General features: G+C 58.5%; 21 protein-coding genes, 1 tRNA gene and 1 pseudogene. 12 read left to right on the forward strand and 11 right to left on the reverse strand.

The features are described 5' to 3' along the window. Positions 1 to 33: 33 nt before the first annotated feature. A complete protein-coding gene (locus ACZ5IL_RS07330; RefSeq protein WP_464596059.1) occupies positions 34 to 348 on the reverse strand; it encodes a hypothetical protein in 315 nt (104 codons plus the stop codon). A gap of 391 nt (positions 349 to 739) precedes the next feature. Between ACZ5IL_RS07330 and ACZ5IL_RS07335 the strand changes: the two genes are divergently transcribed. Continuing rightward, entirely contained in the window at positions 740 to 1,168 is a 429-nt protein-coding gene (locus ACZ5IL_RS07335; RefSeq protein WP_464596060.1) for a hypothetical protein, read from the forward strand. 14 nt (positions 1,169 to 1,182) lie between these two features. Here ACZ5IL_RS07335 and ACZ5IL_RS07340 read toward each other — a convergent pair whose 3' ends face one another. Further along, positions 1,183 to 1,728, reverse strand: a complete 546-nt coding sequence (locus ACZ5IL_RS07340; protein ID WP_464596061.1) for a hypothetical protein — start codon at positions 1,726 to 1,728, stop codon at positions 1,183 to 1,185. 875 nt (positions 1,729 to 2,603) lie between these two features. On the opposite strand from ACZ5IL_RS07340, the gene ACZ5IL_RS07345 reads away from it, so the two are divergent. Further along, on the forward strand, positions 2,604 to 2,909 hold the full coding sequence (locus ACZ5IL_RS07345; protein WP_464596062.1) for a hypothetical protein: 306 nt from the start codon (positions 2,604 to 2,606) through the stop codon (positions 2,907 to 2,909). On the opposite strand, the gene ACZ5IL_RS07350 is transcribed toward ACZ5IL_RS07345, so the two are convergent. Beyond that, positions 2,906 to 3,124, reverse strand: a complete 219-nt coding sequence (locus tag ACZ5IL_RS07350; RefSeq protein ID WP_464596064.1) for a helix-turn-helix domain-containing protein — start codon at positions 3,122 to 3,124, stop codon at positions 2,906 to 2,908. The genes ACZ5IL_RS07345 and ACZ5IL_RS07350 overlap by 4 nt on opposite strands. Positions 3,125 to 3,233: 109 nt before the next feature. On the opposite strand from ACZ5IL_RS07350, the gene ACZ5IL_RS07355 reads away from it, so the two are divergent. The 3 genes from ACZ5IL_RS07355 to ACZ5IL_RS07365 all read left to right on the forward strand — a co-directional run bounded on the left by ACZ5IL_RS07355 (position 3,234) and on the right by ACZ5IL_RS07365 (position 5,174). After that, entirely contained in the window at positions 3,234 to 3,713 is a 480-nt protein-coding gene (locus ACZ5IL_RS07355) for a hypothetical protein (protein WP_464596065.1), read from the forward strand. 74 nt (positions 3,714 to 3,787) lie between these two features. Beyond that, positions 3,788 to 4,087 (forward strand): helix-turn-helix transcriptional regulator, encoded by a 300-nt coding sequence (locus ACZ5IL_RS07360; RefSeq protein WP_464596066.1) that lies wholly within the window; start codon positions 3,788 to 3,790, stop codon positions 4,085 to 4,087. 322 nt (positions 4,088 to 4,409) lie between these two features. After that, on the forward strand, positions 4,410 to 5,174 hold the full coding sequence (locus tag ACZ5IL_RS07365) for a tyrosine-type recombinase/integrase (RefSeq protein WP_464596860.1): 765 nt from the start codon (positions 4,410 to 4,412) through the stop codon (positions 5,172 to 5,174). On the opposite strand, the gene ACZ5IL_RS07370 is transcribed toward ACZ5IL_RS07365, so the two are convergent. Continuing rightward, a tRNA-Glu gene (locus ACZ5IL_RS07370) sits at positions 5,134 to 5,208 on the reverse strand. The genes ACZ5IL_RS07365 and ACZ5IL_RS07370 overlap by 41 nt on opposite strands. Positions 5,209 to 5,262: 54 nt before the next feature. After that, positions 5,263 to 5,595 (reverse strand): hypothetical protein, encoded by a 333-nt coding sequence (locus tag ACZ5IL_RS07375; RefSeq protein ID WP_464596067.1) that lies wholly within the window; start codon positions 5,593 to 5,595, stop codon positions 5,263 to 5,265. Between ACZ5IL_RS07375 and ACZ5IL_RS07380 the strand changes: the two genes are divergently transcribed. Both ACZ5IL_RS07380 and rpoH read left to right on the forward strand, forming a co-directional pair. Beyond that, positions 5,594 to 6,655, forward strand: coding sequence for an RluA family pseudouridine synthase (locus ACZ5IL_RS07380; RefSeq protein WP_464596069.1), 1,062 nt, complete (start codon positions 5,594 to 5,596; stop codon positions 6,653 to 6,655). The genes ACZ5IL_RS07375 and ACZ5IL_RS07380 overlap by 2 nt on opposite strands. Positions 6,656 to 6,871: 216 nt before the next feature. Next, positions 6,872 to 7,771, forward strand: coding sequence for an RNA polymerase sigma factor RpoH (rpoH, locus tag ACZ5IL_RS07385; RefSeq protein ID WP_079447673.1), 900 nt, complete (start codon positions 6,872 to 6,874; stop codon positions 7,769 to 7,771). 113 nt (positions 7,772 to 7,884) lie between these two features. On the opposite strand, the gene ACZ5IL_RS07390 is transcribed toward rpoH, so the two are convergent. Together ACZ5IL_RS07390 and ACZ5IL_RS07395 are read right to left on the reverse strand one after the other, a co-directional pair. Continuing rightward, positions 7,885 to 9,105, reverse strand: a complete 1,221-nt coding sequence (locus tag ACZ5IL_RS07390; protein WP_464596071.1) for a GGDEF domain-containing protein — start codon at positions 9,103 to 9,105, stop codon at positions 7,885 to 7,887. A gap of 687 nt (positions 9,106 to 9,792) precedes the next feature. Beyond that, positions 9,793 to 9,954, reverse strand: a pseudogene (locus ACZ5IL_RS07395) (PRC-barrel domain-containing protein); the annotation flags it as partial. A 298-nt stretch (positions 9,955 to 10,252) separates the two neighbouring features. Between ACZ5IL_RS07395 and ACZ5IL_RS07400 the strand changes: the two are divergent. Further along, entirely contained in the window at positions 10,253 to 10,513 is a 261-nt protein-coding gene (locus tag ACZ5IL_RS07400; RefSeq protein WP_464596072.1) for a hypothetical protein, read from the forward strand. Between the two features lie 126 nt (positions 10,514 to 10,639). Here ACZ5IL_RS07400 and nadC read toward each other — a convergent pair whose 3' ends face one another. The 4 genes from nadC to ACZ5IL_RS07420 are packed head-to-tail and all read right to left on the reverse strand — an operon-like array spanning position 10,640 to position 15,060. Continuing rightward, positions 10,640 to 11,503, reverse strand: coding sequence for a carboxylating nicotinate-nucleotide diphosphorylase (nadC, locus tag ACZ5IL_RS07405; RefSeq protein WP_464596074.1), 864 nt, complete (start codon positions 11,501 to 11,503; stop codon positions 10,640 to 10,642). Between the two features lie 18 nt (positions 11,504 to 11,521). Beyond that, a complete protein-coding gene (locus tag ACZ5IL_RS07410; RefSeq protein ID WP_464596075.1) occupies positions 11,522 to 13,051 on the reverse strand; it encodes an L-aspartate oxidase in 1,530 nt (509 codons plus the stop codon). After that, complete coding sequence (gene nadA / locus ACZ5IL_RS07415; RefSeq protein ID WP_464596076.1) at positions 13,048 to 14,031, reverse strand: quinolinate synthase NadA; 984 nt, start codon at positions 14,029 to 14,031, stop codon at positions 13,048 to 13,050. The genes ACZ5IL_RS07410 and nadA overlap by 4 nt, the downstream gene beginning before the upstream one ends. Positions 14,032 to 14,082: 51 nt before the next feature. Beyond that, positions 14,083 to 15,060 (reverse strand): NUDIX hydrolase, encoded by a 978-nt coding sequence (locus ACZ5IL_RS07420; RefSeq protein ID WP_464596077.1) that lies wholly within the window; start codon positions 15,058 to 15,060, stop codon positions 14,083 to 14,085. Between the two features lie 234 nt (positions 15,061 to 15,294). Between ACZ5IL_RS07420 and ACZ5IL_RS07425 the strand changes: the two genes are divergently transcribed. Genes ACZ5IL_RS07425 through ACZ5IL_RS07440 form a run of 4 tightly spaced genes read left to right on the forward strand, consistent with a single transcriptional unit; the run spans position 15,295 to position 18,662 of the window. Beyond that, entirely contained in the window at positions 15,295 to 15,588 is a 294-nt protein-coding gene (locus ACZ5IL_RS07425) for a Dabb family protein (RefSeq protein ID WP_079447473.1), read from the forward strand. Positions 15,589 to 15,631: 43 nt separating this feature from the next. Beyond that, a complete protein-coding gene (locus ACZ5IL_RS07430) occupies positions 15,632 to 16,768 on the forward strand; it encodes an 8-amino-7-oxononanoate synthase (RefSeq protein WP_464596078.1) in 1,137 nt (378 codons plus the stop codon). After that, positions 16,765 to 17,406 (forward strand): dethiobiotin synthase, encoded by a 642-nt coding sequence (bioD, locus tag ACZ5IL_RS07435; protein ID WP_464596080.1) that lies wholly within the window; start codon positions 16,765 to 16,767, stop codon positions 17,404 to 17,406. Before ACZ5IL_RS07430 ends, bioD begins: the two co-directional genes overlap by 4 nt. Next, complete coding sequence (locus ACZ5IL_RS07440) at positions 17,403 to 18,662, forward strand: adenosylmethionine--8-amino-7-oxononanoate transaminase (RefSeq protein WP_464596081.1); 1,260 nt, start codon at positions 17,403 to 17,405, stop codon at positions 18,660 to 18,662. The genes bioD and ACZ5IL_RS07440 overlap by 4 nt, the downstream gene beginning before the upstream one ends. The last annotated feature ends 14 nt before the right edge of the window (positions 18,663 to 18,676 follow it).

Raw genomic sequence — 18,676 nt, forward strand, 5'->3', positions numbered from 1 at the left:
GAGAGGAAGGGAAGACAGTAGCGCGGTGTGAAGTTATCTGGCAACCGCTCTCAGTGCCTTGTCGAGGGAGAAAGTGTCTTTCGTCCCATCAGCAAACTCAATACCGAAGCAAATGGTCGTGCCACCATTTTTAGTCACTTCGGTGGGAAAGAACGCAACGGCAGGTGTCGGCATCGGCCAATTAGTGGCAAGGCAATATGCATTATAAAGGATTTTAACCTGGTCAAAGTCCTTACTTGGAATCGGAAAGCCAAGTTTACTGCTTAAGCGAATCGGATCGAAGTGGCCTTTTGCATCAGTGATTGTTTTGAATACGAGGCCGTCCCCGAGATCTATTGTTTTGCCCACGATGCTTGTTCTCTCATCATTGCCATTCTTAGCCCAAGAGCTTCTTTTCGATGGAGCCGGTGGCTATGCGGACATCTTCAGTGTTTGTGTGCCACCTTCGCCAGAGCGTGCATAATGATAGAATAGCTGGTGCAAAGCTGGCGACTACAAGAGTACCTGCCAACTTATGTCCGATCACGAAGTCTGCTTCGATAGCAGCCCAAACGAGCGTCAAGAATAAAACACCGGCCGATATTGTATTTACAATCGCGGCGAGTCGGTACTCGTTGAAAAATTGTACCTTCTTCAGCTGAAGTGTCGCCTGAGCATCCAGAACGTCGTTTTCGAGCTCGGCGGCGTCAGGAGCCAGGACGCTTGATTCTTGCGGTGGAAGACGCTGTGGATGCTCCTGATGCCTGACGGCGCTGCATCTTTCATTTTTGACGTTAAAGGACTTTTGTCTTGGGCAAGGTCATCAGGCAATCAATTTGCCGTGGTACAAGCCGACGTCGAAAATGGAAAGGTGCGCGTCTTTTCTGTGGTATGGAATGAGTTCGGTGATGCATATGAAGATGACATGCCGAAACTTGCCAGCCTAAATATTGAAAGAAAACAGCTAACGGAGGAGCATCGCATGTCGATCATAGCAATTGCTGATCGTGCGAATGCGACTTTCGGCCGTAGGGGCCCCAATGATCAAGCGGTGGACTGGAAAGTTGCGGGGATTGCATCATGCGATTGCTCCGTCGTCGTGACTGATGAGCGGCGCAAGGGGCGTTATTCAAGTGTCGACGGCATAAAGGCAATTACGTTTGATGAATATATATCTTCACACGAATGAACTGTGTCACCAAGTTAACGCACGTTGACGATAGACGCCTGCAATTTTTCTATTCTTTCGCGGAGCGCTATGAGATTTATAACCAAGGCGTGTAATTCTCGGGATGTATACACATGCTTTGGGAAATTGCTCGTATCGAATTTTCTTGCTTCGAAGTAGGGCGGAGCCAGCGCCCAGCTCTCCAAGTTTCCCTGCACTCGATCTTCAATGAAGGAGGGAAGAAAAACGCTCGGAAAGACAACGCCGTGAGCAACCTCATTTCGACGATCGGCAAATCCTGCAGCTGCGGTGCATATTCGATAAAATTCTCCTTCCAGACACTGATCGGGTTTCAGCTTAAAAAAGCGATCGGCAGTCTGTCGCAAACGCAACAAGCGGGCTCGAAAAATCTTCCCAGCATCTCCGTATTCGCGAACCGTGTTGCCATCGTTCGGGCGTTGGGCGATCGCCGAATGAAGCATCCCTAATTGAAATTCTATGTGGACCCATTGACTCAAGACACGGCCGACCCATTCGAAAGTCTTCGCCGAACTGTCGTCGCCCTTTGTAGGTAAGGGCATTGGATCCCAAGGGTTTGACATCTAAAGCCTACTTGAACGCACAAAGGCCATGCGCGGGGTTGATTATTTCAACTTTGCCTTCAACCCCAACTCCACCAACCGCCTTATCGCTTCGGCGCGTGAGGGAAGATCGGCTTGACCGCCAATACATTGTAGTTGTTGGCCAGTCGGAGGTGGAGGGAAAATGAAAGATATCGACAAACTCCCGCACTGGCCTCGCGGTTTGTCGAGAACGTTGGCTGCAAGTTACGTCGGCGTATCGCCAACCACCTTTGACCGCATGATTAAGGACGGCCTGATGCCGCGGCCAAAGGCTGTTTACGGCCGGCGGCTGTGGGACGTCCGCGCCGTTGACATCGCTTTCGACTTGCTGGATGGCGGTCATCGTAGGGACGATGCGGGGCAGGTGATTTACGAGCTCTCGAACGAGCCTTCGCTGGAAATACGCCAAGAAAAGAAGCGCAAAATACCGAATATCCAATCCTTTCGGAGGAAGAGGCGCAAGCGTGGCTTGTTGGGTATGATGCTGAGAAACGAACTAATTTACTGGCGAAACCGATGGGACTTATGGAGAGGCAAGCTCTCTGCGGCTTGTTTCATTGCGGTGGTATATCTGTCCTCCGCAGTCAAATCGTTAAAGGGTGTACCGCCGCCACGCTGGAAAAGCTGGAGTGGAGAGGTTTCGTGGAGCACGATGCATCCCAGTCCAAAGGGAAGAGAAAGAGATACAAAATTACTTCAGCCGGTAATGCCGCCGCTATCGAACTCCAAGCCATCCCGTCCTAGCTCGCCGTCCACCACGCTAGCTAGCTGCGCATCAGACGGATGTCCTGCGCCCATGTTATCCGCGAATCTAGCAAATGGAGGCGTGAATAATGGTCAATCTGATGGAGCGTCCGCTTTACCTCAATGACGATCAGATCGCGGTGGCGGTGCTTGGTACCGAGAGAGCCCATGAGTGGCCCGCCCTAGCGAGGGAGCTAAATGCATTCATTCCCTTGCCGCCGATCCATCGAAGGATGAAGGCTCGCTTCTGGCCCGACCTCGTTGAGTATTTTCGAGATTTGAATAACGTCGATATTTTCAATGATAAGCTTGCCGAGCGAATGAAGGAAGCATCCCATCCGGATAAAAATGTGCAGGTGCGAAAGCGCCGCCCTAAAAAACTGGTTCGAGGTTAGGCCCTCAATTTCGACAGCCTCACTCCTGGCCCGCCGTCAATCGATTGACCGTCCGTCAGAAAGACGATGCCTGCGGATTCGAGGGCACGCTTCATATCATCCACTGTACGATCGCGCAGGGCTTCACCTCGCTCGAAACGCGCGACTGTATCGGGCGACACTTTGGCCAACTCAGCTAGGTCACGAACACCAAGTCCAAGCGCCGTTCTAGCCATCTTACATTGTATGGGGATCAAATCAGTACCCTGTTACGAAAACTGTTGACGTGTAACGATATTACGATATCGTATCACCGTTCTGATTCTGTAACAACGGACCCGCACAATGCCGCAACCCACCTTGCCGGCAGCCGATCCCGGCTTGCCAATTACCCGCCGCGACGTCGAAGCCCAAATCGCCTTGCTTATCGACCTCCTGGATCAATTCGACGGCGACACCGATATCGAGCCCGACTCAGACCTTGAGGACGGAGCTGATAACGAACCGTCCCTAGGCTTTTCTACAGGTGGCTTTGCACCCGAATTTCAGCGCCAAGAGGGGCAGAGATTTTACATCAACGCAGACGGCGGTCAGGATATGGAAGACGAGCATGACGGCCGCGAACCGGGTGAAGATGCCGAGCCCGACGTCGATTCTGAGCCATCGCTCGGATGGACCGATAATCCAAATCAGACAAGCCCGCACTGGCAGGCGAACCATCTTGGAACCGTTGATCTAGAGGAAGGTATCGGCGCCGTCCGGAAGAAGCGGCCGGCGTCAAAGACGGGTGGGAAAGTCTGTCGAGGTTGCGAGGTGCTGATATAGCTCGCACCAGCGCGGCGGTGTTGACCGTTAGCGCGGGTAGACTCCTAGCTATTATCATTAACTTGGACAACGCCATGACAACCGCCCACGCCAATGACAACCAACGCGGGGGAATCATCCCCCGCGGCCTCCGTCGTGTGGATGCGGCGAGGTACTTGGGAATCAGCCCAAGCCACTTCGATGCTCAGCGGAAGGCGGGCAACATTCCGGCGCCAAAGCAGATGCTTGGCGTCGTGCTCTGGGACCGCAACGACCTCGATCGATTGTTCGATGAGATTCAGGCCGAGATGCAAACCGATAACGTGAATGAATGGGACGGTGTCCTTAATGCGCGACAGAACGAAGAAACCCCGATGGGTTCATCGGTACACTGATCACAACGGGATCGAGCGCATCTATCTGCGCAAGCCCGGTGTCAAACGCATGGCGCTGCCCGGACCTGTCGGCAGCAGGGCGTTTTGGGATGCCTATAACGCAGTGGTGACCGATCAGCCGCGCGAGGTACTCGTCACACGCAATCCGGCTGGCAGCATCTCGTCGGCCATCGCAGGGTACTACTCCAGCGCCGAGTATCAACGTCTGTCGACGACCTCGAAGAATAACTATCGGCGCGTGCTTGAGAAGTTTCGGGAGGAGCATGGTGAGAAGCGACTCGCTGCGCTGGAGACGAAGCACGTCAATGCCATCATGGATGCGATGGCCCGCACGCCCGCCGCAGCTAACGGCCTACGTAAGCGCCTGCACAGCGTCTTCGAATACGCGATAGGTGCTGGCCTCGTGATAGACAATCCGATCAAGCGTGCGAAACGAGTTCGGTACGATCAGAAGTCCTATCGATCATGGACCGAGGCCGACATTGCGGCATATCGCGCGAAGTGGAAGGAAGGTTCGACCTACCGTCTGGCACTGGAGCTTTTGCTATACACGGGCCTTCGGCGCAGTGACGTGGTCCGCGTCGGGTGGAAACACGTCAAGGATGGTGCAATCCATATCTCGACGGTCAAGTCGCAGCACAAGACACACCTACGGATTCCGATCCACGCTGAGTTGCGACACCATCTCGATCTGGTGCCGAGTGACCGTACCACCTTCCTCGCGACCATCGCGGGCGAGGATCGTAGCGCCAAGGGCTTCACCAACTGGTTGCGAGAGGCCGCGCACGATGCCGGCCTGCCTTCGGATTCAAGCCCTCATGGACTGCGTCATGCCGCCTGCCGTCGTCTCGCTGAGGCGGGCTGCACACCGCATCAGATCCAGTCGATCACGGGCCACAAGAACCTCGCTGAGGTCGAGACCTACACGCGTGCGGTGGATCAGGCTCACCTCGCAGAGTCGGCGATTGCGCGTTTGGCTACTCCAGCCAAAACGGTAGCCACGCTAGACACTAACACGTTGCAATTATTAGCAAATTTTTCAAGTATGGCGCTCCCTAGGGGAATTGAACCCCTGTTTCAGCCTTGAGAGGGCCGCGTCCTAACCGCTAGACGAAGGGAGCGTATTGGACAGGCAATAACCCCGAAATCGATACGCTGCAAGGTACCTCAGGATATCAGGGCTCGCGTGCGAAACTCAGCGTTCCGGTCGATCGTAGCGTACGCGGATCGAACGTCCGTATCTGGACGGAACCGCCGAGATCGAGGGTCACCACTAGTCGGTCACCTGTAACCGCAGTTGCGATGATCTTTGCGTCCTTCGGCAGGGTTGCGGTGACGTCGACCGCCGCCCTGCTTCCCTCAGCGCGGAAAAAGCGATAGCCGATGGCGACCAGGACGGCTCCCACGGCGAGGGCCGTGGTCAGCCCAGCGATCAACATCATCCGCCGCACCCGCGCGAACAGCGCGGCCTGTTCCGGCGTCGGTTCAGGGTTTAAAGTCTCGGTCATGCAAGGCTCGGCTCTTGAAGGCTCATCATCGGATCAGGATCAAAGGCTGGACATCATTGTCACCGGCGACGAGGGGTCGGTGCGCCTTGACCGCGTCCTTGCCGTTCACAGTCCCGATTTGTCGCGATCACGCCTGAAGTCCCTGATTCTCGCCGGCTGCGTCAGTGTTGTGAAAAAAAATTCTGCTGCCGAGAGTACGATCGGCCCGGCTCGTGTTTGCTACCCGGCTTATCATGTCGCTCCGGGAGATACGATCACAATCCTCGTGCCCCCGGCAATATCGGCCAAACCGAAAGGCGAGGTCATCGCGCTGGACATCATCTACGAGGACAACGATCTCATCGTCATTAACAAGCAGAAAGGTCTGGTTGTTCATCCCGGAGCAGGCCACCAGGCCGGGACGCTCGTCAACGCCCTCATCGCGCATTGCGGGGAGAGTCTGTCCGGCATCGGCGGCGTCTGCCGGCCCGGCATCGTACATCGACTCGACAAGGACACCACCGGCCTCATGGTAGCCGCCAAGAATGATGCCGCACATAAGTCGCTGAGCGCGCAATTTGCGGATCACGGACGCACGGGAGCGATGCGACGCGGTTACCTGGCTTTTGTCTGGGGATTGCCGAACCGCTCCCACGGCACGGTTGACGCTCCGATCGACCGGCACCCTTACGCACGCGAAAAGATGGCCGTACGTGCAGGCGGGCGGGAAGCGATTACCCACTGGGAGGTACTGCAGGCCTTCAACGGCCGGGACGGAAAACCGGTGGCCGCTCTTCTCGCCTGCCAACTCGCCACCGGCCGCACACATCAGATTCGGGTACATCTCGCCGACGCCGGCCACCCTCTGATGTGTGATGGCGTCTATGGATCGCATTTCAAGACCAAGGCCAATCATCTGGGGCCGCGGGCCTCGGCCGCCCTAACCACTCTCGGGCGGCAGGCGCTTCACGCGTCCCTTCTGGTCATCGAACATCCACGGACTGGAGAAACTCTGCGCTGGGAAGCAGGGCTGCCGGAGGACCTGTTTTTACTTCGATCGGCTTTAGCGGCGGCGGAATGACGCATATTTCAAAAAAACACAATCATACCAAATAGTTGATTCACTATCACGAAAACGTAATCACTTTTTGTTCTTCTTTTTTTGACCCGCCTAGTATATGCTGCACCTGCGTTGAACATCCAACGTGGAACATCGCAGCGTAGTCAGCTTTAACACAAGAGACTGCCTGCCAGGCTCGCCGCTATCGGGGGCCTGAACCAAGTGGAGGGCGCAACCATGGCCCGTACTGCTACCCTGCCGGTTCTCAACGGAGAATCGGGACTTTCTCGTTACCTTGCGGAAATCCGCAAGTTCCCGATGCTGGAACCGCACGAAGAGTACATGTTCGCCAAGCGTTTGCGCGAACATGACGACCGCGACGCGGCGCATCATCTCGTGACCAGCCACCTGCGGCTCGTGGCTAAGATTGCCATGGGCTATCGAGGCTACGGCCTGCCGATATCGGAAGTCGTTTCGGAAGGCAACGTCGGCCTGATGCAGGCAGTGAAGCGATTCGAACCCGAAAAGGGCTTTCGGCTCGCCACCTATGCGATGTGGTGGATCAAAGCGTCAATACAAGAGTATATCCTGCGTTCGTGGTCGCTCGTGAAGATGGGCACAACCGCGAACCAGAAGAAATTGTTCTTCAACTTGCGGAAGGCGAAGAGCAAGATCTCCGCGCTTGATGAAGGCGATATGCGTCCGGATCAGGTCAAGCTCATCGCCAAGCGTCTTGGCGTCACGGAACAGGACGTCGTCGACATGAACCGCCGCCTCGGTGGCGATGCATCGCTCAACGCTCCGATTCGTGATGATGGCGAGGCCGGCGAATGGCAGGACTGGCTCGTCGACCATTCGCCTACTCAGGAAGCCATCCTGGCTGAACATGAGGAGTTCGATCATCGTCGTCGCGCATTGACCGGCGCGATGGGCGTGCTTAATCCGCGTGAGCGCCGCATCTTCGAGGCCCGACGCCTCGCAGATGAGCCGATGACGCTGGAAGATCTCGCTGCCGAGTTCAATGTGTCGCGTGAGCGCGTGAGGCAGATCGAGGTTCGCGCCTTCGAGAAGGTTCAGTCAGCGGTGAAGACCTCGATCGCACGGCAGGAACAAGCTGCCATGGAAGCCGCCCGCTAAAGCTGGAAGCTTTCGTTTTGAGATGAGGGCCGGCGACGACGCCGGCCCTTTTTGTTTGTTCGCGGCCTGTTTGTTCGCGGCCCGGAAGCCAGCGCTCCAGTCTTCAACGCTGCTTATGCCTTTTGATTCCACAGAATCTGTTGCGACAGCAAATCCGGGGCAATCGGCGGTGCAACGTCTCCGCATGACGCATACCGGTTTTTCCCCTCGTTCTTGGCTGCATAGAGCGCCTGATCGGCGGCGGCGAGCAGACGCTCAGAACAGGCTCCAATCTCCTGTGTCCATTGAGCAAGCCCGATGGAAGCCGCGATAGGAACATCGGCGCCGGCGCATCCGGCAGCGTCTTCGCGACAGGCATTCAGTACGCGCCGCGCAATCTCCGCACCTTCTCCCAGTGTTGTGGCGGGTAACAAGATACAGAATTCGTCACCGCCGGTACGCGCCAGCAGATCTCCGGGCCGCAGCTGCATCTGCGTCATCAGCGTGAAATGCCGCAGGCAGGCGTCACCGGCTGCATGACCGTGGGTATCGTTGATCTGCTTGAAGCCGTCGAGGTCGACCACGAGGATCACGAAAGATTCACCGCTGCGCTGCGACAGTGCACATGTCTCCTCCAGCCGTCCGAGCAGCTGCCGCCGGTTAGCGACACCGGTGAGATCATCCACAAGCGCAAGGTCGACAACCTCGCTGCGCAGTCGCTCAATCGCCATCAAAAGGAACCCGAAGTTCCAGGCCATCGACAGGAACATGAGGCCTAACGTCAAGGCAGCTTGAAAACTATTGAAGTCGACGAAGGACATTCCGCCGCCAATCTGGAAAAATGCGCAGACTGACCTGATCACGGTGATACAGATGATAAGCCCGCCAACAATTCCCGCGAGCTGGGCTCCCGAATTGATGCGGCCCTCCCTGCGCGACAGCACCATTTTCAACGTCAGGGCGATCGGTATCGCCTGAGCCGCTGAGTAGATGAAGATGCGCATCGGCATGTCGTCGCGCACATATACGAAAAAGAAGAGTCCGGCGACGCTCACACCGACCGTGGCAAAGGTCGTTTGCCAGGAGACAGGTTGTTCGTAGAAGCGTCGGATTCCCATCGTGCAGAGGCAGATCGCGAAGATCACCCCGCCGCCACCGATCACCAGAGGCAGCATTGAATCGACGTGATGGCGCAGTACGGGTACTGCGGTAAAAAAAGCGGCGACGAAGGACGCCGCCGCCCAGTATGGCGCAGCCGCTAGCGTCGGATAGCTCCGCATGACGTAGGTCCAGACCAGGCCCAACGCCAGGAAGTTCACGATAAACACCACCCACAGTGTCGGCACGCTCAGCATAGCAATTCCGGAGCCGCGCCGCTCCGCCTTCCCCGGTATTCCTTGCGACTTTCCGTCTTTTCGATAGCGTGCAACGGTAGCGATTAATGGAAGCTCACCGTGACGAGAAGACTCTTATCCATGGTTTTGAAATAATGAACGCCGGGTGGCTTGTCCCCGGCTCGATGTCTCACGCGATTCGCTCGCACGCTGAGTAACTCGCTTCTCTGAATTTCCTCCAGGTCTGGTAGAGTCCGTCGATCATGGGACCGACGCCTTCTGGGCATCTACTAAAACTTCTCTCTTTATTAAGTTTGCCTTCCGCGAAATCACTGGACACCCAACCGACTTGCGTCGGGGTAAATCAGCCTGAATTTGCCCGGAGTTTCGACCCGGGACAGGCGTTCCCGATTCAAAAAGCCCGCCGGTGAAGGGGGGACACCGACGGGCCAGAGCGGACGAGGGATAGAGGCAATTAGCCCGTCCAGCCAGTTAACTCATGCAGAGTAGCAGGGTTCCTAGTTCAAACCGTCCAGCGACAAGCGTGCACGTTACAGCCGACAAAAACGGGCTAAGAAAAGGGGCCAAGAGCAGCCCTGCCGGATTTGGAGTTGTTTTGATCTCAGACGAAACATCGCGCCCCTACCACGCGAGTGTTGATAGAGCCCTCGTCGAAGCAGAGCTTTAGCACTGCCTTTGACCGCTCACTCAGCCGGGGCGTATCACTTCGTCGTTATAGTCGTCGTCGAGCTCTGCACGGCGAGCCGTCCAATCGAAGAGTTCAGAGCCATGCTTGGGAGCTCCTTTCAGCCGGTTCCCGCTAATGTCGCTGCGATAGCCGTCGAGCTCCGAGTCGTATCTGAGCAACTTCCCAGACCCCTGCAAGCTGCCCACGGTAAGCGTCGACCGAAACGGGTTCGCAACCGGGCAAAAAGGGATTTTGGCAAGACTTGCTTTCGGTTGGGTTCCCTTTACTTGGGGATGCATGTAAAGATATATTTTTTATGTATCATTCGAGGGAGCGTTCCACTTTTAAATCTGCTAGAACGACATGCAGAAACCTTCTCTGGGGCTAGCATTGGATTTGCGCGACAACAAAATGAGATGAGCGACGACGTCCATTATGATGGCCGGTAGCGTGGGATAGACACAAAGGAAAGGCACGACGATGGAAAGTATGGGCAAAGGAAGAATCGTTATTATAATTGCGCTGACAGGCATATTGATAGCTACAGGCGTGTGGATGATCTTGATCTTGAATCAGACCTCCGACGTCGAGATAGGAAAACATGGCTGGATCGCGCTTGGTCTTGGCACGTTCTTTTCGATCGTCATCGGATGTGGATTGATGGCCCTGATGTTCATTAGCAGCCGCAACGGGCACGATGAAGCAGCGGATCCTTTTCGGAAACGACCGCCTTCGAATTAAACTGGGCGCATGGACGAGTTCGTGTCTTTGGCGACCTGAGTGACGCTGTCTGGTTTGGCTAACCAGTATTGATTATCTGCGGGGCTTTATCAGCTGCCGACATCCCGTTCGCAACTCGACGTTGGATCAAGCGCTCGCTTGGTCCTGAAAATCAAGGCCGAGGTCGAGAATGCCGACGCTGTGCGTGAGCCAGCCGATCGAAATGAGGTCGACGCCCGTTGAAGCGATCGCTGCCGCCGTTGCCGGCGTAATGCGGCCGGAGGCTTCGGTCACGGCGCAACCTCCGACCATCGCAACGGCTTCCCGGAGCATCTCGGCGGTCATGTTATCGAGCAGCACGGCATCGACGCCCTGATCGAGTGCTTCACGCAATTGATCGAGCGTATCCACTTCCAGCTCGATCTTGACGAGATGGCCGACGCTGTTCTTTGCGCGCTTCAGCGCTTCGGTGACGCTGCCGGCGATGGCAACGTGATTGTCTTTGATGAGAACCGCATCGTCGAGACCGAACCGGTGGTTGCTGCCTCCGCCGACGCGGACCGCGTATTTCTCGATCGCGCGTAATCCCGGCGTCGTCTTGCGCGTGCAGACCACTTTCGTCTTGTGGTCTTGAATCGCGGTGACAACGGACGCTGTCGCCGTGGCGATTCCGCTCAAACGGCACAGGTAATTCAGTGCGACCCGTTCCGCTGTCAAAATCCCCCGCGCCGGACCCGACAAGGTCGCGATCACCGCACCGGGCTCGACGACCGCACCGTCGTCGTGCTCGATACGCATCTGGATTGCCGGGTCGATGAGTTCGAAGGCGAGCCGAGCAAGATCGAGCCCGGCAACGGTGCCCCGCTGGCGAGCGACAATATGGGTCGTGGCCCGGTGGCCAACTGGTACGATCGCGTCGGTCGTGAGATCGCCCGCGCGGCCGATGTCTTCAAGCAAGGCCATACGAACCAGTGGTTCGATCATGATGCGAGGGAGGGCAGGGAGCGACATTGTGTCCTTGCTTACGAGCTAACTAACCAAATCGGGAACGCAGTCTTGTGCGGCGTCGAACGCATCGCAAAGGCGTAATGTCGTTCGCGTCGCTCGGATTGCTCGCTCGGGACAGTCGGTGCGCGCATGGGCGCCGCGGGTTTCTTCACGGCGAAGCGCCGAGATCACGATCATCAGAGCGACGATGGCTGGGTCGCCTGCTGCCTGTTGGGAGGCGGCGAGCGGTAAGAGCGCGCGCGCGGCTGCACGCAGCTTGTTGCCATCTCGCAAAACTCCGGCGGCGTGGGACAGAATCGGCCGGATCAAGGTCGGATCGCAGCCGGCGCCTGCATCCGTCATTCTGGGGGAACGTCGTTTCGCAGGCGCCGTGGCGGCAATATCCTGAGCGACCAGACCGGCGCACACGACTGCCTCCAGAAGCGAGTTGCTCGCGAGCCGGTTTGCCCCATGAAGGCCGGTACAAGCGGCTTCACCGCAGGCCCAGAGACCGTCAACGGATGTTCTTCCGTGTTTATCGACGGAGATTCCACCCATGTGATAATGCGCGGCGGGACGAACCGGGATCGGCTGTGTCAGGGGATCGATCCCTGCATTGCGACAAAACGAGGTGATCGCCGGGAAGCGTCGGGTGAAGTCGATCCCTCGGAGGTTGCGCGCATCGAGAAATACCCGATGTGCTGCGGCCATATGTCGCCAGACGGCGCGCGCGACGACATCGCGCGGCGCAAGCTCCGCATCGGGCGTATCCGCCATGAAACGATCGCCGTTTTCGTCGATGAGAGTCGCACCTTCGCCGCGCACCGCTTCGCTGATCAGTTTCAGCGGGAAGGAGCCGGTATCGAGCGCCGTCGGATGAAACTGGATAAATTCAAGATCGGCCATGGTCGCGCCGGCGCGCGCCGCGAGCGCTAGTCCTTGCCCGCACGATCCCGCCGGATTGGTTCCGTGCAGAAATAATCCGCCGATGCCTCCGGTCGCGATGACGATGTGACCGGTGGCGTAAGCAACCAGATCACGCTCCGTCTGGCAGACGACCCCTCTCACCGTATTGTCCTCGACGATCAAACGCTGTGCGCTGGTCGCCTCACATACAGTGATAGAAGGCGTCTCATAGACCTTGCGGACCAGGGTACGAATGATGCCGTGGCCGCTCGCATCACCTCCGGCATGGACAATCCGGCGGCGCGAGTGGGCTGCCTCAAGGCCAAGCGCGAGGTTGCCGTCGGTATCGCGATCAAAAACTACGCCGAGCTGCATAAGCCGCTCGATCGCAGCCGGCGCACCGGCGAGGATTGCCGCAGCAACGCGCTGGTCGCAAAGCCCGTCCCCGGCGGCGAGGGTATCGGCCAGATGCAGCGATGCGTTGTCGTCCGGTCCGATGCTCGCGGCAATGCCGCCTTGTGCGAGGATGCTCGATGTCTCGAGGCCCAACGGCGCGCTGCTTAAAAGCAGCACCGGTCGCGGCGCCAGCGCGAGCGCTGTCATCAGGCCGGCAAGGCCGCCGCCGATAACGACCGCGGCGCCATTGGTGTCATGCAGCGCGGTCATCCGACAGATAGCATTCGCTCGACAGCGAGGCGTGCGCGCGCAGCGATGCCCGGGTCGATCGTGACCTCGTGCTGCATCGTCTCCAGCGCGTGGCGGATATTACCGAGCGTGATCCTCTTCATGTGCGGGCACAGATTGCAGGGACGAATGAATTCCAGGCCAGGATGATCGGCGGCGACATTGTCGCTCATCGAGCATTCCGTCAGGAGCACGACCCGAGGCGGTCGCCGGGTAGCGACATAGGAAGCCATGGCGGCGGTCGATCCGGCGAAATCAGCTTCCGCGATAACTTCTGGCGGGCATTCCGGATGTGCCAGGACGACGACGCCGGGATAATCGTCGCGCAACTGCCGCACCTCGTCGGCGCTGAAGCGCTCGTGCACCTCGCAATGCCCGGTCCAGGCGATGATCTTGACGTGGGTTTCGGCAGCGATGTTCTTCGCCAGAAATTCGTCGGGCAGCATGATGGCACGTTCGACGCCGAGGGACTCGACGACGGCCTTTGCATTGCCCGACGTGCAGCAGATGTCCGACTCGGCCTTCACCGCGGCCGAGGTGTTCACGTAAGTGACGATCGGAGTATCGGGATAGGTTTTCCGTAGAAGCCGCACGTCTTCGGGCGTAATCGAGTCGGCGAGTGAGCAGCCTGCGCCAGTGTCAGGAATCAGGACCGTCTTTGACGGATTCAGCAGTTTGGCTGTTTCGGCCATGAAGTGCACCCCGGCGAGCACAATCACGTCGGCTTCCACCTCCGTTGCCTTGCGGGCCAGCGCGAGGCTGTCGCCAACGATATCGGCCACGCCGTGGAAGATCTCCGGCGTTTGATAGTTATGCGCAAGCACGACTGCGTTGCGACGCTTCTTCAGCTCGATGATCGCATCAACGTCCTCGGCGAAAGCGGGCCATTCGATCCGGGGGATCGCGTGCCGCACTTTGGGATAGATTCGGGCCGATGGCCGCAGTTCCAAAACGGACGACATGACTATACTCCACTCGGACGCCTATTATACTGATGTTGAGTATAAGTGTTGTCAAGTCCCCGAGACGGGTAATTTGGTCCCGGCAATCGCACGCTCAGCCAACACGGCGCGGCGGAAACGGAAAAGTTTTGCTGGCCGTCCCCCGGTCTCCTGGCTGGTCTCGCCGGTATCCTCCACCAGCTCCTGCTGCTCGATTAAACGACGAAAGTTCGGTTTATGCACAAGTTTTCCAGCCAGAGCTTCAACGCACCGTTGCAATTGCAGCAATGTGAACGTCTCGGGCATTAACTCGAATACGACAGGACGGTATTTGATCTTGGCGCGAAGTCTGGCGATGCCGGTTGCCAGAATCCGTCGATGGTCGAGGATCATGGGATCACCCGGCACGGACGCGGCCGTCGAAGCGGGCGGGCCATCGCCGCGGAGGGCTTCCGGAATTAGTCGTGCCTCGTACATAAGCTCGTACCTTTGCAGGACGAGTTCCTCGTTCCAGATGTGGTCGTCCAACCCAAACAGCCTCGCCGCTCGCTGCCGGCGATTGCTTCGCGTTGTCCGGTCCGGTGCTGCTGCGATCCACGCCGAGAGACCGGACCGCAGCGTTTTCTCCATCATTGGCGTACCGAGGCGATGGTCCTCCCAAGGGAAATAATCGTACCAACTGCGCCAACTCGTCTCATATTGGTTGGATCCGGCCTGCTCGCGGGTGAGGCCGAGATAACTGATCGAGATGACGCGCTGGTCGGCGGCGCCGGTGCGATCCCGATCCGCGAAGGTGTAAAGCTGCTCGACATAGCCTAGCGGCAGCCCTGTCTGGCGTTCGACCCACGCCCGCAATCCCGATTGCAGAGAGCGATGAGCCAGTTCAAACGGACCCGATGGCAGCGCATTCTGATCCTGGATTGTCAGAACACGGGGATCTCCGGCAGTCACCGCCACTAGTAGCGCGATGAGGTCCGCCGCAATTGCCTGTGGGGAGGCAGGAGACGCCGAATGCATGGGCACCTTGGATTTGACAAGCGGATCATTCATCGCAAGCGGTCATCATCGAACGTGCTCATGCACTGAGATCTGGTGCGTCCGGTGTGGACATAGCAGAAAGCTCATATGGGCAGTATTTCGCGGAACATTCAACAGGATGTCCCGGCTCGTGAAATGCTGCTCCCTGCATCGGATATCGTGCCCTGCGTCGTGAGCGTTGCGTTGGACCTGATCGCAAGATAGTCATGCGGCCTGGATCACCCTCTCTCTGCCCTACGGCCAGCCATGATTCGTCACATCGTTTTATTCACCGCGAAAGACAAGGGCGATATCGACAAGATAATCGACGGCCTGTCGCCGCTTGCCACAATCCCGCATGCGCGCCGGCTCGAGGTGGCGCGCAACCGAAAGACCGATCAGCTCGGCAACGACATCGACGTCGTGGTCTATGGCGAGTTCGACAGCGAGGCGGAACTCGCAGCCTACAAGGCGCATGATCTCTACCAGGCATCGACGAAGCGGGTGCAGCCGCTTCGGGACATGCGATTTGCAGCCGATTACGATGTGCCGGCCGATTAGCTTGTAGCGGGGCTGCCGCCGCTGGCGAGGTTAAGCGCAACACATGACGATGCACGGAATTTATACGAAAGATTTACAGTCGCTCGCAGACAGGGGTCGTCTTCGGACGTTGCGCGGGCGCTCTGGCATCGATCTCGCATCGAACGATTATCTCGGTCTGGCTGAATCCCGAGAGTTGCGGCAGGCCGCCGTCGATGCGCTGGCGCGGGGTGTGCCGGTCGGGTCGGGTGGATCGCGCCTGCTGCGCGGCAATCATCCTGAACATGAAGCGCTGGAGCGCGAAGCGGCAGTTTTCTTCGGCGCTGAATCGGCGCTCTATTTCGGCGGCGGCTACGTCGCCAACTTCGCCATCTTCTCGACGCTGCCGCAGCGCGGTGATCTCGTCGTGCATGACGAACTGATCCACGCCAGCGTTCATGACGGCGTTCGTCTTGGCCGCGCTGAATCCGTTGGCGCCCGGCATAACGATGCCGATGCGTTTGATGCGGCGATCGTGAAATGGCGCAAGGCCGGCGGCAAGGGGCGGCCTTGGTTGTCGGTCGAAAGCCTCTACAGCATGGACGGTGACAGCCCGAAACTCGCCGAACTGTTCGCGGTCGCCGACCGGCACGAGGCAATGGTCGTGATCGACGAGGCCCACGCGACCGGCGTCCTGGGACCGCAGGGGCGGGGGCTTGCCGCGCCGTTCGAAGGGCGCGACAACGTCATCACGCTGCACACCTGCGGCAAGGCGCTCGGGACGTCGGGCGGCTTCATTCTTGCGCCGAAGATCATCCGCGATTTTCTGGTCAATCGCGCGCGGCCGTTCATCTATGCCACCGCGCCTTCGCCTCTCACCGCCGCGGTAACGCGCGCAGCGCTCAAACTTTCTCACACCAGTTCCGTGCGGCGTGAGCGCTTGGCGCATCTGGTGCAATTTGCCGGCAACGAACTGCGGCGACGCTGCAATATCGAGCCATCCGGCTCACAGATTATTCCGGTGATTGTCGGTGCCGATCAGGCGGCGGTGGAGCTGGCGGCCTCGTTGCAGCGCAGAGGCTTCGATATACGGGCGATCCGCCCGCCGACGGTTCCCGAAGGCACGGCGCGATTGCGCATCGCGTTGACGCTCCATGTCAACGAGACAATCGTCGCGGACTTGTTCGCGGCTTTGGCAGAAGACATGCGGTTGGCTGCGTGAGCACGCGGATCGTCGTCAGCGGGACCGATACCGGCGTCGGCAAGACGGTTTTTTCAGCGGCACTCGCCGGGGCTCTCGACGGATATTACTGGAAGCCGATCCAGTCGGGACTGGACGAGGAAACCGACTCGCAAACCGTGTTGCGTCTGTCGGGACTCGCGCCCGAGCGCGTATTGCCGGAGGCCTATCGGTTGCGGACGCCGGCGTCTCCGCATTTCGCCGCCGAGCTTGACGGCATAACCATCGATCACCGGACGCTGGAGGTGCCGAACGCGGATCGTCCCCTGGTGATTGAAGGCGCAGGAGGCTTGCTGGTGCCGCTGACGCGGAGCGTTACCTATCTTGATCTCATGGCGAGGTGGCGCCTGCCGGTGGTGCTCTGCGCTCGAACGGCTCTCGGCACCATCAACCATAGCCTGTTGTCGATCGAGGCGCTGCGGGCGCGCGACGTTGCAATATTCGGCGTCAGCTTCATCGGAGAAGAAAACGTCGAAACCGAACGGATCATCATCGATATGGGAAAGGTGAAGCGTCTGGGCCGGTTGGGTTATGTCACGCCGTTGACCGGCGCCACATTACGCAAGGCTTTTGCCGACGGTTTTGATATCGGCGATTTCGTCAAAGAGCGGGCCCGATGAAGCCGGCATCCCCAGTATGGCACCCGTTTACCCAACACGCGCTGCAGCCGGATGCGATATCAATCGCCAGGGGCGAGGGTGCTTGGCTTGAAACCGTCGACGGGCACCGCGTCTTCGATGCGATTTCCTCGTGGTGGGTGGTGACGCACGGTCATCGTCATCCGCATATCGTGCGGGCGATAAAGGATCAGACCGACGGTCTCGATCAGGTGATCTTTGCCGGATTCACCCACGAACCGGCCGAAAGGCTGGCGCGGCAGCTTGTTGCGATAACGCCGCGAGGACTCGACTACGTCTTCTTTTCCGACAGCGGCTCAACGTCGGTAGAAGTCGCGCTGAAAATGGCGCTTGGTTTCTGGCGGAACCGGGGTGAGCAGCGCAGTCGTATTCTGGCGCTGGAAGGGGCCTATCACGGCGACACCATCGGCGGCATGTCGGTGGGGGAACGAGGCATTTTCAACGCGCCGTACGATCCGTTGTTGTTCGATGTGGAGCGGATTCCCTTTCCCTCCGAAGGTCGTGAGCAGGCCACGCTGGATGCGATCACGATGGCGTGCCGGAACGCCGGCGTCGCGGCGCTGATCGTGGAACCCCTGATCCTTGGTGCCGGCGGCATGCTGATCTATCCCGCATGGGTGCTCGCGGAGATGAAGCGGATCTGCGAGGCTCACGGCGTTCTGTTCATTGCCGACGAAGTCATGACGGGGTGGGGTCGCACCGGAACGGTCTTCGCCTGCGAGCAGGCCAACGTGACGCCCGATATCGCCTGTTACTCCAAGGGGCTGACCGGCGGTTCGCTACCGTTGGCGGCGACGCTGTGCCGCGCGGATATCTTCGATGCTCACTATTCAACGGATCGCAGCAAGACTTTTTTTCACTCCAGCTCCTACACGGCGAATCCGATCGCCTGTGCGGCCGCTTGCGCGAATCTGGAGATTTGGCAAAGCGAACCGGTGATGGAGCGCATCGCTGCCGTCACGCGCGCGCAAACCAGCGGTCTTGACCGCTTTCGCGAGGATCGGCGTTTTATCAACGTCCGTCAGATCGGAACTATCGCAGCGCTGGATGTCGTCGCGGATGACGCTGGCTATCTAGCCGGCATCGGGCCGCGCCTTTACGACAGCTTTCTTAGCCGTGGGCTGCTGGTCCGGCCGCTGGGCAACACGATCTATCTCATGCCGCCTTACTGCAGCACGCCGCACGAACTCGACAGCGTTTTTGACGCGATCGACGAGATCGCCGACGAGGTCGGATGACCAGGCGCCATCGT

It is taken from the genome of Nitrobacter sp. CN101 (assembly GCF_055390255.1).

Bases quoted from the DNA above. Each gene is read 5' to 3' on its own strand.
- nadA (WP_464596076.1), bottom strand. From the start codon at position 14,031: ATGTCGTCCGTTTTGGAACTGCGGCCATCGGCCCGAATCTATCCCAAA.
- ACZ5IL_RS07440 (WP_464596081.1), top strand. From the start codon at position 17,403: ATGAAGCCGGCATCCCCAGTATGGCACCCGTTTACCCAACACGCGCTG.
- nadC (WP_464596074.1), bottom strand. From the start codon at position 11,503: ATGTCGCTCCCTGCCCTCCCTCGCATCATGATCGAACCACTGGTTCGT.
- ACZ5IL_RS07335 (WP_464596060.1), top strand. From the start codon at position 740: ATGCCTGACGGCGCTGCATCTTTCATTTTTGACGTTAAAGGACTTTTG.
- ACZ5IL_RS07410 (WP_464596075.1), bottom strand. From the start codon at position 13,051: ATGACCGCGCTGCATGACACCAATGGCGCCGCGGTCGTTATCGGCGGC.
- ACZ5IL_RS07365 (WP_464596860.1), top strand. From the start codon at position 4,410: ATGGCCCGCACGCCCGCCGCAGCTAACGGCCTACGTAAGCGCCTGCAC.
- ACZ5IL_RS07400 (WP_464596072.1), top strand. From the start codon at position 10,253: ATGGAAAGTATGGGCAAAGGAAGAATCGTTATTATAATTGCGCTGACA.
- ACZ5IL_RS07360 (WP_464596066.1), top strand. From the start codon at position 3,788: ATGACAACCGCCCACGCCAATGACAACCAACGCGGGGGAATCATCCCC.
- ACZ5IL_RS07345 (WP_464596062.1), top strand. From the start codon at position 2,604: ATGGTCAATCTGATGGAGCGTCCGCTTTACCTCAATGACGATCAGATC.
- ACZ5IL_RS07430 (WP_464596078.1), top strand. From the start codon at position 15,632: ATGACGATGCACGGAATTTATACGAAAGATTTACAGTCGCTCGCAGAC.
- ACZ5IL_RS07420 (WP_464596077.1), bottom strand. From the start codon at position 15,060: ATGAATGATCCGCTTGTCAAATCCAAGGTGCCCATGCATTCGGCGTCT.
- ACZ5IL_RS07340 (WP_464596061.1), bottom strand. From the start codon at position 1,728: ATGCCCTTACCTACAAAGGGCGACGACAGTTCGGCGAAGACTTTCGAA.
- ACZ5IL_RS07380 (WP_464596069.1), top strand. From the start codon at position 5,594: ATGCAAGGCTCGGCTCTTGAAGGCTCATCATCGGATCAGGATCAAAGG.
- ACZ5IL_RS07355 (WP_464596065.1), top strand. From the start codon at position 3,234: ATGCCGCAACCCACCTTGCCGGCAGCCGATCCCGGCTTGCCAATTACC.
- rpoH (WP_079447673.1), top strand. From the start codon at position 6,872: ATGGCCCGTACTGCTACCCTGCCGGTTCTCAACGGAGAATCGGGACTT.
- ACZ5IL_RS07390 (WP_464596071.1), bottom strand. From the start codon at position 9,105: ATGCTGAGCGTGCCGACACTGTGGGTGGTGTTTATCGTGAACTTCCTG.
- ACZ5IL_RS07425 (WP_079447473.1), top strand. From the start codon at position 15,295: ATGATTCGTCACATCGTTTTATTCACCGCGAAAGACAAGGGCGATATC.
- ACZ5IL_RS07350 (WP_464596064.1), bottom strand. From the start codon at position 3,124: ATGGCTAGAACGGCGCTTGGACTTGGTGTTCGTGACCTAGCTGAGTTG.
- ACZ5IL_RS07375 (WP_464596067.1), bottom strand. From the start codon at position 5,595: ATGACCGAGACTTTAAACCCTGAACCGACGCCGGAACAGGCCGCGCTG.